This window comes from Streptosporangium sp. NPDC049046, assembly GCF_040649155.1.
Classification (GTDB): Bacteria; Actinomycetota; Actinomycetes; order Streptosporangiales; family Streptosporangiaceae; genus Streptosporangium.
The window spans coordinates 205,798-218,565 of sequence record NZ_JBEZEZ010000001.1 but is presented as its reverse complement, the minus strand read 5'-3'; the positions used below and the strand labels follow the sequence as shown (position 1 = coordinate 218,565).

The 12,768-nt window shown below is 71.7% G+C and carries 13 protein-coding genes; 9 read left to right on the top strand and 4 right to left on the bottom strand.

Annotated features, from left to right (window positions below; genetic code table 11):
• Positions 1–26: 26 nt before the first annotated feature.
• Positions 27–1,055, top strand: coding sequence for a LacI family DNA-binding transcriptional regulator (locus tag AB0B96_RS00880; protein ID WP_362895361.1), 1,029 nt, complete (start codon positions 27–29; stop codon positions 1,053–1,055).
• A gap of 139 nt (positions 1,056–1,194) precedes the next feature.
• Here the strand turns inward: AB0B96_RS00880 and AB0B96_RS00875 are convergent, their stop codons facing one another.
• Both AB0B96_RS00875 and murA read right to left on the bottom strand, forming a co-directional pair.
• Positions 1,195–3,534, bottom strand: a complete 2,340-nt coding sequence (locus AB0B96_RS00875) for a transglycosylase domain-containing protein (protein ID WP_362895359.1) — start codon at positions 3,532–3,534, stop codon at positions 1,195–1,197.
• 52 nt (positions 3,535–3,586) lie between these two features.
• Complete coding sequence (gene murA, locus AB0B96_RS00870) at positions 3,587–4,903, bottom strand: UDP-N-acetylglucosamine 1-carboxyvinyltransferase (protein ID WP_350950346.1); 1,317 nt, start codon at positions 4,901–4,903, stop codon at positions 3,587–3,589.
• A 107-nt stretch (positions 4,904–5,010) separates the two neighbouring features.
• On the opposite strand from murA, the gene AB0B96_RS00865 reads away from it, so the two are divergent.
• Positions 5,011–5,550 carry a hypothetical protein gene (locus AB0B96_RS00865; protein WP_350950345.1) on the top strand — a complete coding sequence of 180 codons (540 nt, stop codon included), beginning with the start codon at positions 5,011–5,013 and terminating at the stop codon, positions 5,548–5,550.
• A gap of 16 nt (positions 5,551–5,566) precedes the next feature.
• On the opposite strand, the gene AB0B96_RS00860 is transcribed toward AB0B96_RS00865, so the two are convergent.
• Together AB0B96_RS00860 and ybaK are read right to left on the bottom strand one after the other, a co-directional pair.
• Complete coding sequence (locus AB0B96_RS00860) at positions 5,567–6,955, bottom strand: amidase (protein WP_362895356.1); 1,389 nt, start codon at positions 6,953–6,955, stop codon at positions 5,567–5,569.
• A gap of 236 nt (positions 6,956–7,191) precedes the next feature.
• The gene (gene ybaK / locus AB0B96_RS00855; protein WP_362895354.1) at positions 7,192–7,692 is read right to left on the bottom strand and encodes a Cys-tRNA(Pro) deacylase; all 501 of its coding nucleotides are present in this window, start codon (positions 7,690–7,692) and stop codon (positions 7,192–7,194) included.
• Positions 7,693–7,791: 99 nt separating this feature from the next.
• Here ybaK and hisD point away from each other — a divergent pair, with 99 nt between their 5' ends.
• The 7 genes from hisD to priA are packed head-to-tail and all read left to right on the top strand — an operon-like array spanning position 7,792 to position 12,725.
• Complete coding sequence (gene hisD, locus AB0B96_RS00850) at positions 7,792–9,099, top strand: histidinol dehydrogenase (protein WP_362895352.1); 1,308 nt, start codon at positions 7,792–7,794, stop codon at positions 9,097–9,099.
• A complete protein-coding gene (locus AB0B96_RS00845) occupies positions 9,096–10,166 on the top strand; it encodes a histidinol-phosphate transaminase (RefSeq protein WP_362895350.1) in 1,071 nt (356 codons plus the stop codon). The genes hisD and AB0B96_RS00845 overlap by 4 nt, the downstream gene beginning before the upstream one ends.
• 5 nt (positions 10,167–10,171) lie before the next feature.
• On the top strand, positions 10,172–10,786 hold the full coding sequence (gene hisB, locus AB0B96_RS00840) for an imidazoleglycerol-phosphate dehydratase HisB (protein WP_350950353.1): 615 nt from the start codon (positions 10,172–10,174) through the stop codon (positions 10,784–10,786).
• Between the two features lie 55 nt (positions 10,787–10,841).
• Positions 10,842–10,997 carry a hypothetical protein gene (locus AB0B96_RS00835; protein WP_362895348.1) on the top strand — a complete coding sequence of 52 codons (156 nt, stop codon included), beginning with the start codon at positions 10,842–10,844 and terminating at the stop codon, positions 10,995–10,997.
• On the top strand, positions 10,994–11,629 hold the full coding sequence (gene hisH / locus AB0B96_RS00830) for an imidazole glycerol phosphate synthase subunit HisH (protein WP_362895830.1): 636 nt from the start codon (positions 10,994–10,996) through the stop codon (positions 11,627–11,629). Before AB0B96_RS00835 ends, hisH begins: the two co-directional genes overlap by 4 nt.
• A gap of 18 nt (positions 11,630–11,647) precedes the next feature.
• Positions 11,648–11,989: a hypothetical protein gene (locus AB0B96_RS00825; RefSeq protein ID WP_350950339.1), complete on the top strand. Its 342-nt coding sequence runs from the start codon at positions 11,648–11,650 to the stop codon at positions 11,987–11,989.
• A 4-nt stretch (positions 11,990–11,993) separates the two neighbouring features.
• The gene (gene priA / locus AB0B96_RS00820) at positions 11,994–12,725 is read left to right on the top strand and encodes a bifunctional 1-(5-phosphoribosyl)-5-((5-phosphoribosylamino)methylideneamino)imidazole-4-carboxamide isomerase/phosphoribosylanthranilate isomerase PriA (protein ID WP_362895346.1); all 732 of its coding nucleotides are present in this window, start codon (positions 11,994–11,996) and stop codon (positions 12,723–12,725) included.
• Positions 12,726–12,768: the final 43 nt, after the last annotated feature.

Genomic DNA, 12,768 nt, shown 5'->3' with positions numbered 1-12,768 from the left:
AGCGGGGCGGTGATATTTTGAAGGACGTGACCAGGGCCTCAGGCGGGCGGGTGACGATCCGCGACGTCGCGGCCGTCGCCGAGGTCTCGGTGACGACGGTCTCCGACGCGCTCAACAACAAGGGCAAGCTCCGTGAGGAGACGCGGGCCCGTATCCGCGAAATCGCCGAGTCTCTCGGCTACCGTCCCAGCCGGGTCGCGCAGGCGTTCCGGCTGGGACGCACCGGCACCATCGCCCTCGTCCTGCCCAACATGGGCGAGCACGCCGCCGAGCAGGAGATGATCAGCCTCGACTACTACATGTCGATCGCCTCCGGCTGCGCGCGGGCCGCGTTCAGGGAGAGATACTCGCTCACCCTCACCCCGCACATCAGCACGGCCGACGAGTGGCGGCTGATCGGCGCGGACGGGGTCGTGCTGTGCGATCCCGCCGGCCTGGACCCGCGTATCGACATGCTGGAGGGCATGGGCGTGCCGGTGGTGTCGATCGAGCGCGACCCGGCACGGCCCGAGCGCCCGTACTACACCTCGGGTGACAACGAGCGCAACATTCGCGACCTGCTGGAGCACCTGCACGAGGCGGGCGCGCGGCGCATCGCGCTGCTGTCGGCCCAGTCGTCCTGGGCGTGGTCGCTGGACGGCCTGCGCGCGTACGAGACGTGGTGCGCCGAGCGGGGCATGCGGCCGAGGGTCGCCCCCGTCTCACTGGACCGGTTGGAGGCCGACTCCTACCGGGCGACCCGCGCGTTGCTGGACGGTGACGACCCGCCCGACGCGCTGATCGCGTCGGCCGAGCAGTACAGCGAGGGAGCCACCCGGGCCTGCCGCGAGCGGGGCGTCCGCATCCCGGAGGACCTGATGCTCGCGGTCGGCATCGACAGCCGGTTCGCCCAGCAGTTCGACCCGCCGATCACCGCCATCGACCTGCGGCCGGTGGACCAGGCGTCGGCCGCGGTGGACATGCTGCTGAGGAGGCTGTCCGGCGAACGGGTGGACCGGCCAGAGGTGGTCGCCAGCAAACTGCACATCCGGGCCAGCACCCGGCGTCGGGCCTGAAGGGCCTCCTCGGGCGGGGCGGGGCGGGGCCCGGGAGCGGGGTTCCGCGCTGCGGCGCGGGCCGCGGGCGGTTTCGCCGATGTGACCGCAGCCGTTCCGCTGGTGCCCTGTGAAGTTCCGGCGGTGCCCTGTGAAGGGGTCAGCGGTGGCGCGGGCGGTCGAGCCGGTGGGGGGCGCGGTACCGGCGGTGCGCGTCGTTCTCGCGGTACCGCCGCTCCTGACGATACCCGCGCTCCCGCCGGTAACGGCCCTCCTCGCGGAAGCGGCGTCCCCCCTCTCCCCGGGCGTCGCGGTCCCCTCTGGCGCCGCGACGGCCCTCGCCGTCAGTGCCGTCAACGCCCTCCTCCTCGCGCTCCCTGGCCATGGCCTCCTCCAGGCCAGGGGTGAACCCACCGCCGAAACGGCTCATGTCGGGACGGCGGAAGTGGGTCTCGCGCGTACCGTCGAGGGCCGCCGACATCGACGAGACCCAGATCGGCCCCGGCAGGGAGGCGCCCTGGACCGAGCCGAAGTACTCGCCGCCGATCTCGACGTCGGTGAGCGGGTAGCGGTAGGAACCCCGGATGTCGCCCACGCTGACCGCCGCGGCCAGGTCGGGGGTGTAGCCGGCGAACCAGGCCGACGTGTAGCCGTTGTTGGTGCCCGTCTTGCCCGCGGCGGGACGGCCGATGCTCTGACCGGTCATCGTCCCCTTGGTGAACACCCCGGACAGCAGATGGTTGACCGCGTCGGCCACGGCGGGCTCGATCGCCCGCGCGCAGCTGGGCGGGATCTTGAAACGCCTGCCGTCCCGCTCGGCGATCTCGACGATCGCCGTCGGGCGGCAGTAGCGGCCCCGAGCCCCGAACGCGGCGAACGCGGCGGCCACGGTCACCGGGTCCATCTCGTTCACGCCGAGGGTGAAGGTCGGCACCTCCCGCAGCGGGGCGCCGTCGGCGCGGACGATGCCCAGGGCCTTGGCCGTCGTGACGACCGGGCACAGGCCCACCCGCTGCTCCAGCATCATGTAGAAGATGTTCACCGACTTCCAGGTGCCGGTGGACAGGCTCTGCGGGCCTCCCTTGCCCTCGCCGCTCGCGTTGAAGATCTCCGCGCCGGGATCGTTGACCTCGCGTCCCCGGCAGTCGGTGAAACCGCTGTCGGGGACGAAACTGCCGGGCGTCATGAAACCCTGGTCGAACCGCCAGCCCTGGGTGAGCGCGGTCGCGAGGGTGAACACCTTGAACGTCGAGCCCGCCTGGAAGCCCTGGCCGCCGCCGTGCGCCGTGTCGGCGGGCAGGTTGTAGGTGGTGTTGGGGCCGTTCTTGGAGTTGGCGGCGTTGCCGGGGTTGCTGCCGTACCTCTTGCTCGCCGCCATGGCCCGGATCCGCCCGGTGCCCGGCTGGACCATCGCCTCGGCCGCGACCTCGGTGTCCTTCCTGTCGACCCGCGCGGTGATGGCGCGCTCCGCGGCCCGCTGCGCCTTCGGCGACAGGGTGGTGCGCAGCACGAGGCCACCCTTGGCCAGGCGGCGTTCCCGCTCGGCGCGGGTGTGGCCGAAGGCCGGGTTGGTGAGCAGTTCCCGGTGCACGTAGAGACAGAAGTAGGGATAGGCGCTCCCGTCACAGCCGCCGGGCTCGGGTTTGAGCCGGATGGCGAGCGGGCGCCTCTTGGCGGCCTCGGCCCGCGCCGGGGTGACGTACGACAGCTGGGCCATCCGGTCCAGGACGAGGTCCCTGCGCTCGCGCAGCCGCTGCCTGCGCCCGGCGTCCAGCGAGGGGTCGGTGGTGTACGGCGCGCGGACCGCCCCGGCCAGCGCCGCGGCCTGGGGCAGGGTGAGCCGGGCGGCCGGGACGGAGAAGAACCGCTGGGCGGCGGCCTCCACCCCGAAGGCGCCCGCGCCGAAGTAGGCGATGTTGAGGTAGCGCTCCAGGATCTCGGCCTTGCTGTACTTCTTCTCCATCGCCAGCGCGTACCGCAGCTCGGTGATCTTGCGCTGGATGCTGGGCGCGCGGGCACGGGCGCGTTCGGTGTCGCTCTCGGCGTTCTCGACCAGGATGTTCTTCACGAGCTGCTGGGTGAGCGAGGACCCGCCCTGCCGCACCCCGCCCGCCCTGGTGTTGGTGATCAGGGCGCGCAGGGTGCCCTTGACGTCCAGGCCCGCGTGCTCGTAGAAGCGCGCGTCCTCGATCGCCACGATCGCGTCACGCATCACGGGGGCGACCTGGGCGAGCGTCACCACCGTCCGGTTCTCCGTGTAGAACTGGGCGAACCGCTTGCCGTTCTTGTCCAGCAGCACGGTGCGCTGGGAGAGCGGGTTCTCCCGAGGGCTCGGAGGCAGGTCGGTGAGGGTCCTCGCGACGCCGTTGGCGGTGAGTCCGGCCGTGCCGACCAGTGGCAGCGCGGCCATGGCGGCGAGCAGCCCGCCGAACACCCCGCAGACCACCAGTCCGAGCAGGCACGCGCCGGGCCCGCGTCTCACCTCTGGGCGCGATGTCACGCATAGTAACGTGCGACCAGGTGATCACCTATAAACGCCCGATTGCCAATCCTTACCCGTCCTGCACCTTTTCTCGACTGATCTTCAGCCCGAGTGAGGCGAACTGCTCGAACGGCCGGTGGTAGCCCCGCTCGATATGGTGCACCCCGCGCAGGGTGGAGGTGCCCTCGGCGGCCGCGGCGGCGAGCACCGCCGAGAACCCGGCCCGGATGTCGGGCAGTGTCACGTCGGCGCCGCTCAGCCTGGAGACGCCGCGCACGACCGCCGAGTGCTTGGCGTTGGTGTCGTGGTAGCGGCAGGCGGGACCACCGAGGCAGACGTCGAACACCTCGATCTCGCAGCCCATCTTCTGCAGGGCGGGCACGTAGACCAGGCGGTTCTCGAACACCGTCTCGTGCAGCACCGACATGCCCTGGGCCTGGGTGAACAGCACCATCAGGGGCGTCTGCCAGTCGGTCATGAACCCCGGGTGCGTGTCGGTCTGCACCGCCGCGGCCCGCAGCCCGTTCGGCGCGGACGCCGACAGGTAGTCGTCGGTGATGTCGACCTCGGCGCCCATCCTGGCCAGGGTGGTGATCGCGGTGACCAGCCGGTCCTGCGGGCAGCCGTGCACCCGCACCTGCCCGCCCGTGATCAGACCGGCGGCCAGGTAGGAGAACGCCTCGATGCGGTCGCCGTTGAGCCAGGTGGAGGCGCCGTGCAGGCTCTCCACACCCTCGATCACGATGCGCCGGTCGGGACTGAGCTCGATGCGCGCGCCCATGCGCTGCAGGAACAGGGCGAGCTCCACCACCTCGGGCTCCATCGCCGCGCCCTTCAGCACGGTCTTGCCCTCGGCGAGCACCGCGGACATCAGGATCGTCTCGGTGGCTCCGACGCTGGGGTAGGGCAGTTCGATCCGGGTGCCGCGCAACCTCTTGGCCTTGGCGTAGACCCCGGTGTCGCTCACCTCGACCTCGGCGCCCATCGCCCGCAGCGCCTCGACGTGGAAGTCGACGGGCCGGCGGCCGATCGGGTCGCCGCCGACCAGCGGCACGAACGCCTCGCCCGCCAGGTGCAGCAGGGGGCCGAGCATCAGGATCGGGATCCTGTTGAGGCCGGTGAACGCCGCGGGAACGTGCGGGTTGATCTGCTTGCCGGGAGCGACGGAGATCTCGCCGGCGCTGATCTCCACGTCGATGCCGAGCGCCCTCAGCATCTGCGCGGTGATCCCCACCTCGCCCACGTCCGGGGCGTTCTGGATCGTGCTCTCACCGCTCCCCAGCATCGCGGCGACCATGTGCTTGGAGACGCCGTTCTTGGAACCGCGGACCTCGACGTCACCGCGCAGCGGCCCGGAGGGTTCGATCAGCCATACCTCTTCGTTCACTCCGCCAGAGTAACGGGATTCGGTCGAAGCCTCGGATGGCACCGGGCCGATAGGTATGTAACATCGGGCACATCTGCACAGAGGGTGAGGGAACCATGGTGCGAGGCGTGCGTGATTTCGCGATCACAGTGCTGGTGCTCGCGCTGATCGGGGTCGTCGCCGGGGTCCTGTGGTCGCTGGCCGCGCCGCGCCCTCCGTACGTCGTGACGGGCAGGGGGCCGCTGCTCGCCGATCCCTCCACACAGGCGCTGATCGCCGCGGACGGCTGGTTCGCGGTGATCACCGGTGCGTTCGGCCTCGCCTGCGGGGCGATCGGCTACAGCGTGTCGCGCGGGGGCCGCCCGCTGCCGGTGGTGGTGGGCCTGGCGGCCGGCGGCCTGCTCGGCGCGCACCTGGCGCTGGTGGTGGGGGAGGCGGCCAACCTCGGTGCCGTGAGCGTGACCGCCTCGGGGGTGTCCGCGTCGCTGGTCGCGGGGCCGCTGAAGCTGACCGCCAGGGGGGTGCTGTTCGCGTGGCCGACGCTGGCCGCCGGTCTCTTCTTCGCGCTGGAGGGCATCGCGGGCTACCGCGACTCCCCGCTGCGCCGGCCTTTCGGCGGGGACGACCCCTACGGGCCGCTGTCGTCGTACGACATCAGCGGCCGGTAAGGCCCGGTGAGAGGCGTCAGAGCGGCGGCCGGTGCGAGCCGTGGCCGGTGGCGCGCTCGAACGCGTGGGCGAGCCGCAGCACCGCCATGTCGGCGAACGGGCGCCCGACGATCTGCACGCCCACCGGCAGCCCGCCGGAGGTGAACCCGCACGGCACCGATGCCGCGGGGGCGTGCAGCACGCTGATCCAGTAGGCCGAGCGCATCCACGCCAGATAGTCGGGCAGCGCCTCCCCGTTGATCTCCGAGACGTGGGGGGCGTCCACCGGGAACGGCGGCACCTGGCTCACCGGCGCGATCAGGAAGTCGTAGGTGTCGAAGAAGGAGTTCATCCGCCGGTAGAGCCCGCTGCGCAGCCGCTCGGCGCGGGCCAGGTCGGCGCCGGTCACCTCCCGGCCCCGCTCCACGTTCCAGCGCGTGTTCGTCCCCAGGCTCTCCTGCGGCAGGTTTCCGAAGGAGAGCGCGTAGTACCACGCCCGGTAGATCCGGAAGGCGTCCTCGGCGGCCGACAGGTTCAGATCCACCCGTTCCACCCGCGCGCCCAGCTCCGCGAGCGCGGCCGGGGCGTCCGCGGTGACCTTCGCCGTCTCCGCGTCGACCGGCAGCCCGCCCAGGTCGGGGCTCCAGGCGATGCGCACCCCTGTCAGGTCGAGGTCCAGCGGCCCGGCGAAGACGGAGCCGCTCTCGGTGATCGAGAAGGGGGAGGCGGCGTCGAACCCCGCCACCGCGCTCATCAGCAGCGCCAGGTCCTGCGCGGTGCGGGCCATCGGTCCCGGCACGCCGAGGGTGAACCAGGCCGCGACGGGTGACGGGGAGGGGACCCGCCCGGGGGTGGGCCGCAGCCCGGCCACGTTGCAGAAGGAGGCCGGGTTGCGCAGCGAACCGCCCATGTCGGAGCCGTCGGCGAGCGCCACCATGCCGGTCGCCAGCGCCGCCGCGGCCCCGCCGCTGCTGCCCCCGGCCGACCTCGACAGGTCGTACGGGTTGCGGGTGGCGCCGAAGATCTCGTTCACGGTGTGCGAGCCGGTGCCGAACTCCGGGGTGTTGGTCTTGCCGATCGTGATCGCCCCGGCCTCGCGCATCCGCCGCACGATCGGCGCGTCGGCGACGGGGACGTGGTCGGCGAAGATCGGTGAGCCGTAGGTGGTGCGGATCCCCGCGGTGTCGGCGAGGTCCTTGTGCGCGACCGGCAGGCCGTGCAGCGGCCCCCGCCACCGGCCGCGGGCCAGATCCCTGTCGGCCTCCTCGGCCTCCCGCCTGGCACGCTCGGCCACCAGCGTGACGATCGCGTTGACCTTCGGGTTGACCTCCTCGATCCGCCGCAGGTGCGCGTCGAGCAGTTCGACCGCGCTGATCTGCCCGGTGCGCAGCAGTTCGATCATCTCGGTAGCGGTCAGGTAGTGCATCGTGCCCCCGATGTCCCCGGTCAGGTGTCTGTCTTCCCACCCGAGTCTGGCCGAACGTCGCCGCGTGTCGCGTCGGCAACCTTCGACAGGACCCGCCAGGGGGAGCGGGCCTGTCTTACGGGCTCGTCTTACAGGCCCGTCTTTTGGGCCCGTTCCGCGCGACCTCGGGAGAGCCACCAGGGCGACGGCGCCGAACCGTCTCCCGCACGCCTGTCCCGCGCGACCCCGGGAGAGCCTCAGTCGGCCTTGCCGATGGGGGCGGTGACCGCCTGGGTGAGCCGTACCAGCTCCGAGGGGTCGGTCTCGATCTGCAGTCCACGCCGCCCGGCGGAGAAGTAGATCGTCGCGAAGCCGAGCGCGGAGGCGTCGACCACCGTGGGCAGTCGTTTGCGCTGCCCGAGGGGGCTGATGCCGCCGACCACGTAGCCGGTGACCCGCTCGACCTTCGCCGCGTCGGCCATCGTGGCCCGCTTGCTTCTCATCGCCGCCGCGAACGCCTTGAGGTCGAGTTTGCCCGCCACCGGCACCACCGCGACGGCGAGCCCGCTCTCCACCTCGGCCACCAGGGTTTTGAAGATCCGCTCGTACGGCACCCCAAGGGCGTCGGCCGCCTCCTCGCCGTAGGTCTGCGCGCCGGCGTCGTGCTCATAGGGGTGCAGGGTGAAATCGACCTTGGCCTGGGTGAGGGCCACCGTCGCGGGGGTCCCCTGGCCGCCCTTGTTCTTGCTCTTGCTCACGGGGGAAGCGTAGCGGCTGGTTAAAATCTACATAGTAAAGGCGCCGTCCGGATAATGGACAGGACGATATCGGGTGGCGGACCTCCGTAGACTGAACGGGTGATTTCGCGTACCGACCTGCGAGGCCCTCTGCCGGAGGACCTTCGCGACGTGCTGCCCCGCGCCGACCTCGACGTCGAAGCCGCCCTGGAGAAGGTGCGGCCCATCTGCGAGGACGTACGCCATCGCGGGGCGGTCGCCGTGCGCGAGCTGACCGCCAGGTTCGACGGCGTCGAGATGGAGTCCACCCGGGTGCCCGCCGAGGCGATCGCCGGGGCACTGGAAGGGCTCGACCCGAAGGTGCGGGCGGCGCTGGAGGAGTCGATCCGCCGCGCCCGCCTCGTCCACCGCGACCAGCGGCGCGCCGACGTCACCACCCAGGTCGTGCCCGGCGGCACCGTCACCGAGCGCTGGGTGCCCGTCGACCGGGTGGGGCTTTATGTCCCCGGTGGCCGGGCGGTCTATCCCTCCAGCGTGGTGATGAACGTCGTTCCCGCCCAGGAGGCGGGGGTGCCCTCCCTCGCGGTCTCCTCGCCCGCGCAGCGCGAGTTCGGCGGGCTGCCGCACCCGGCCATCCTGGCGGCGTGCGCGCTGCTCGGCGTGGACGAGGTCTACGCGGCCGGCGGCGCCTCGGCGGTGGCGATGTTCGCGTACGGCACCGAGGAGTGCCCGCCGGTCACCATGGTCACCGGCCCCGGCAACATCTGGGTGGCCGCCGCCAAACGCCTGCTCAAGGGGCGCATCGGCATCGACTCCGAGGCCGGTCCCACCGAGATCGCGATCCTCGCCGACTCCACGGCCGACCCGGTGCACGTCGCCGCCGACCTGATCAGCCAGGCCGAGCACGACACGATCGCCGCCGCCGTGCTCGTCACCGACTCGGTGGAGCTGGCCGAGGGGGTCGAGCGGGAGCTGCCCCGCCAGGTCGCCGCGACCAAGCACGCCGAGCGGATCACCGAGGCCCTGTCGGGACGTCAGTCGGGCATCCTGCTCGTCGACGACATGGAGGCCGGGCTGCGCGTCGTCGACGCCTACGCCGCCGAGCACCTGGAGATCCACGCCGCAGGGGCGCACGAGCTCGCCGCCCGGGTGCGCAACGCGGGGGCGATCTTCGTCGGCTCCTACGCGCCGGTCTCGCTCGGCGACTACATGGCCGGTTCCAACCACGTGCTGCCCACCGGGGGCTGTGCCTGCCACTCTTCGGGGTTGTCGGTGCAGACGTTCCTGCGGGGCATCCACGTCGTCGACTACAGCCGCGAGGCCCTCGCCGGTGCCGCCGCCCACGTGTGCGTGCTGGCCGACACCGAGGACCTCCCGGCGCATGGCGCGGCGATCCGCGCACGATTCGACTGGGAGATCCCGGCGTGAGGCTTGAAGACCTGCCGATCCGCGACGACCTTCGGGGGCGCACGCCGTACGGTGCCCCCCAGATCGACGTCCCGGTCAGGCTCAACACCAACGAGAACCCGTACGGGCCCTCCGCGTCCCTCGTCGCCGACCTGGCCGAGGCCGTACGCGTCCAGGCGGGCGAGCTCAACCGCTACCCCGACCGCGACGCGCTCGCCCTGCGCGGGGATCTGGCCTCGTACCTGGGTCACGGCCTGGCCGTGGAGCAGGTCTGGGCGGCCAACGGCTCCAACGAGGTGCTCCAGCAGATCCTGCAGGCCTTCGGCGGTCACGGCCGGGTCGCGATGGGCTTCGAGCCCTCCTACTCGATGCACCCGATCATCACCACCGGGGCCTCCACCGAGTGGATCTCCGGGGCGCGTGAGGACGACTTCGGGATCGACCCGGGCAAGGCCGTGGCCGCGATCGAGGAGCACCGGCCGGACGTCGTCTTCCTGACCTCGCCCAACAACCCGACCGGCACCGCCCTGGACCCGGCGGTGATCGCCGCGATCGTGGCGGCGGCGCCGGGCATGGTGGTGGTGGACGAGGCCTACTTCGAGTTCGCCCGCGGCGGCACCCCGTCGGCGCTGACGCTGCTGCCGGACAATCCCCGGCTGATCGTCACGCGGACGATGTCCAAGGCGTTCGCCATGGCCGGGACCCGGCTCGGCTACCTGGCGGCCCACCCGGCGGTGATCGAGGCGTTGCTGCTGGTCCGGCTGCCGTACCACCTGTCCACGCTCACCCAGACGGCGGCGCGGGTCGCGCTCGCCCACAGCGCCGAGCTGCTCGGCGCGGTCGACGCGCTGCGGGCCGAGCGGGACGGCACGGTGGAGTGGTTGCGCGGCCGGGGGCTGACGGTCGCCGACTCGGACGCCAACTTCGTGCTGTTCGGGCTCTTCGAGGACCGGCACGCGGTGTGGCGGGGCATGCTGGAGCGCGGTGTGCTGATCCGCGAGGTGGGCCCGCCCGGGTGGTTGAGAGTTTCGATCGGTACCCCTGAGGAGATGGCGGCGTTCCGCGCCGCCCTGGAGGAGATCCTGTGAGCAGCATCACTGACGGTGTCGTGGTCGCACCGCGTCGCGGTCGCGTCGAGCGCGTCACCAAGGAGACCTCGGTGCTGGTCGAGGTCGACCTCGACGGCACCGGGAACGTCGAGGTGTCCACCGGTGTCGGGTTCTTCGACCACATGCTGAACCAGCTCGGCAAGCACGGGCTGTTCGACCTGACCGTGAAGACCGAGGGCGACCTGCACATCGACGCCCACCACACGATCGAGGACACCTCGCTCGCGCTGGGGGCGGCGTTCCGCGAGGCGCTGGGCGACAAGTCGGGCCTGCGGAGGTTCGGCAACGCCTCCTGCCCGCTGGACGAGTCGCTCGCGGAGGTCACGGTCGACCTGTCGGGACGCCCCTACCTCGTGCACAGCGAGCCCGAGGGCATGGCGCCCATGATCGGTGCGGAGTACGACACGACGATGACCAGGCACATCCTGGAGTCGTTCGTCGCCCAGGCCGCGATCTGCCTGCACGTGCGCGTCCCGTACGGCCGCAACGCCCACCACATCGTGGAGGCGCAGTTCAAGGCGCTGGCCAGGGCGTTGCGGGCGGCCTCCGAGCGCGACCCGCGCGCCACCGGGGTGCCCAGTACGAAGGGCGTGCTGTGACCTTCTCTCGCGGAAGTTCTCGCGGGGTTTCTCGCGAGGGGAGGGGGAGGCGCCGGTGACCGGCAACTGGACGGCCGTCGCGATGGCCTTCGTGGCCCTCTTCCTCGTTGGCGGGATCGTCTCATTCCTCAAACAGGGTCTGAAGAAGGGCGCGGTGCTGCTCGCCGCCCTCGCGGCCCTGGCGACCACGGCGGCGGTGCTCTGGTGGTGAAGAAGAAGGTGACCGTTCTCGACTACGGCTCGGGCAACCTCCGTTCCGCGGAGCGCGCGCTGGCCAGGGTCGGGGCGGAGGTCACGGTGACGGCCGACTACGAGGCGGCGCTGGAGGCCGACGGCCTCGTCGTGCCGGGGGTGGGGGCGTTCGCCGCGTGCATGACGGGGCTGCGCGCCGTACGGGGTGAGCGGATCATCGGCCGGCGCCTGTCGGCGGGGCGGCCGGTCCTCGGCATCTGCGTCGGCATGCAGATCCTCTTCGAGACGGGCGTCGAGCACGGCGTCACCTCCGAGGGGTGCGGGGAGTGGCCGGGCACGGTGGAGCGTCTGGACGCTCCGGTCCTGCCGCACATGGGCTGGAACACGGTCAAGGCCCCCGCCGAGACCGCGCTGTTCGCCGGGCTCGACGCCCAGACGCGCTTCTACTTCGTGCACTCCTACGGCGTGCGCTCCTGGGAGTTGGAGGCGGGACCGGGTTTCCCCGATCCGCTGGTCACCTGGGCCGAGCACGGTGTGCCGTTCGTCGCGGCGGTGGAGAACGGCCCGCTCGCGGCCACCCAGTTCCACCCGGAGAAGTCGGGCGACGCCGGTGCTCAGCTGCTCACGAACTGGCTCGGGACCCTCGCGTGAGCGTCCGGTGAGTTCTCGATGAGCAAGGAGCGGGCCAGGCGCAGAGCCGAGCGGGAGGCCGAGCAGGCACGCCAGGCGGCTCTGCGCGCCGAGCGGGAGGCCCGCCTGGCGCGGCGGCGCGAGCGGGTCGGCAGGGTGGTCGCGCTGCTGCCGGGCAGGCCGGTGCGCATCGTGTCCCAGGGCGGCATCATGGCCCGCCGCCGCCGGACGCAGAACGGTGTCGCGGCGGTGCTGTTCCTGATCGTCCAGGTGATCGTCTGGTTGTTGTGGTCCTCGTGGGCGGCCCGGTTCGGGGCGCTTGTCCTCTCTTTGTTGTTGCTACCGCTTCTCATCACCCTTGTCTTCGACCGGAGGTCTTGAACAGATGACGCTTGAGCTGCTCCCCGCCGTGGACGTCGCCGACGGTCAGGCGGTCCGCCTGGTCCAGGGCGCGGCCGGCACCGAGACGTCGTACGGCGATCCCCTGTCCGCGGCGCTCGCCTGGCAGGAGGCCGGTGCCGAGTGGATCCATCTGGTCGACCTGGACGCGGCGTTCGGCCGGGGCAGCAACCGCGAGTTGCTCGCCACCGTGGTCGGCGCGCTCGACGTGAAGGTGGAGATGTCCGGCGGTATCCGCGACGACGCCTCGCTGGAGCTCGCGCTGGCCACCGGCTGCCGCCGGGTGAACATCGGCACCGCGGCGCTGGAGAACCCCGCCTGGTGTTCCAAGATCATTTCTGAGTACGGTGACCGGGTCGCGATCGGTCTTGACGTGCGGGGGACCACGCTGGCCGCCCGGGGCTGGACCCAGGAGGGCGGCGACCTGTGGGAGGTGCTGGCCCGGCTGGAGAAGGACGGCTGCTCCCGCTACGTCGTCACCGACGTCACCAAGGACGGCACGCTGCGCGGCCCCAACCTCGACCTGCTCCGTGAGGTCTGCTCCCGCACCGACGCGCCGGTGGTCGCGAGCGGCGGCGTCTCGTCCCTGGACGACCTGCGCGCGCTGGCCTCGCTCGTCCCGATCGGCGTCGAGGGGGTCATCGTGGGCAAGGCGCTGTACGCGCAGCAGTTCACCCTCGAAGACGCCCTCGCCGCCGTCGCCGCCGCGAGTTCGTGAGAGGTCCGAAGATGATTTTCTCTCCAGACCCAAAAGCGGGGGT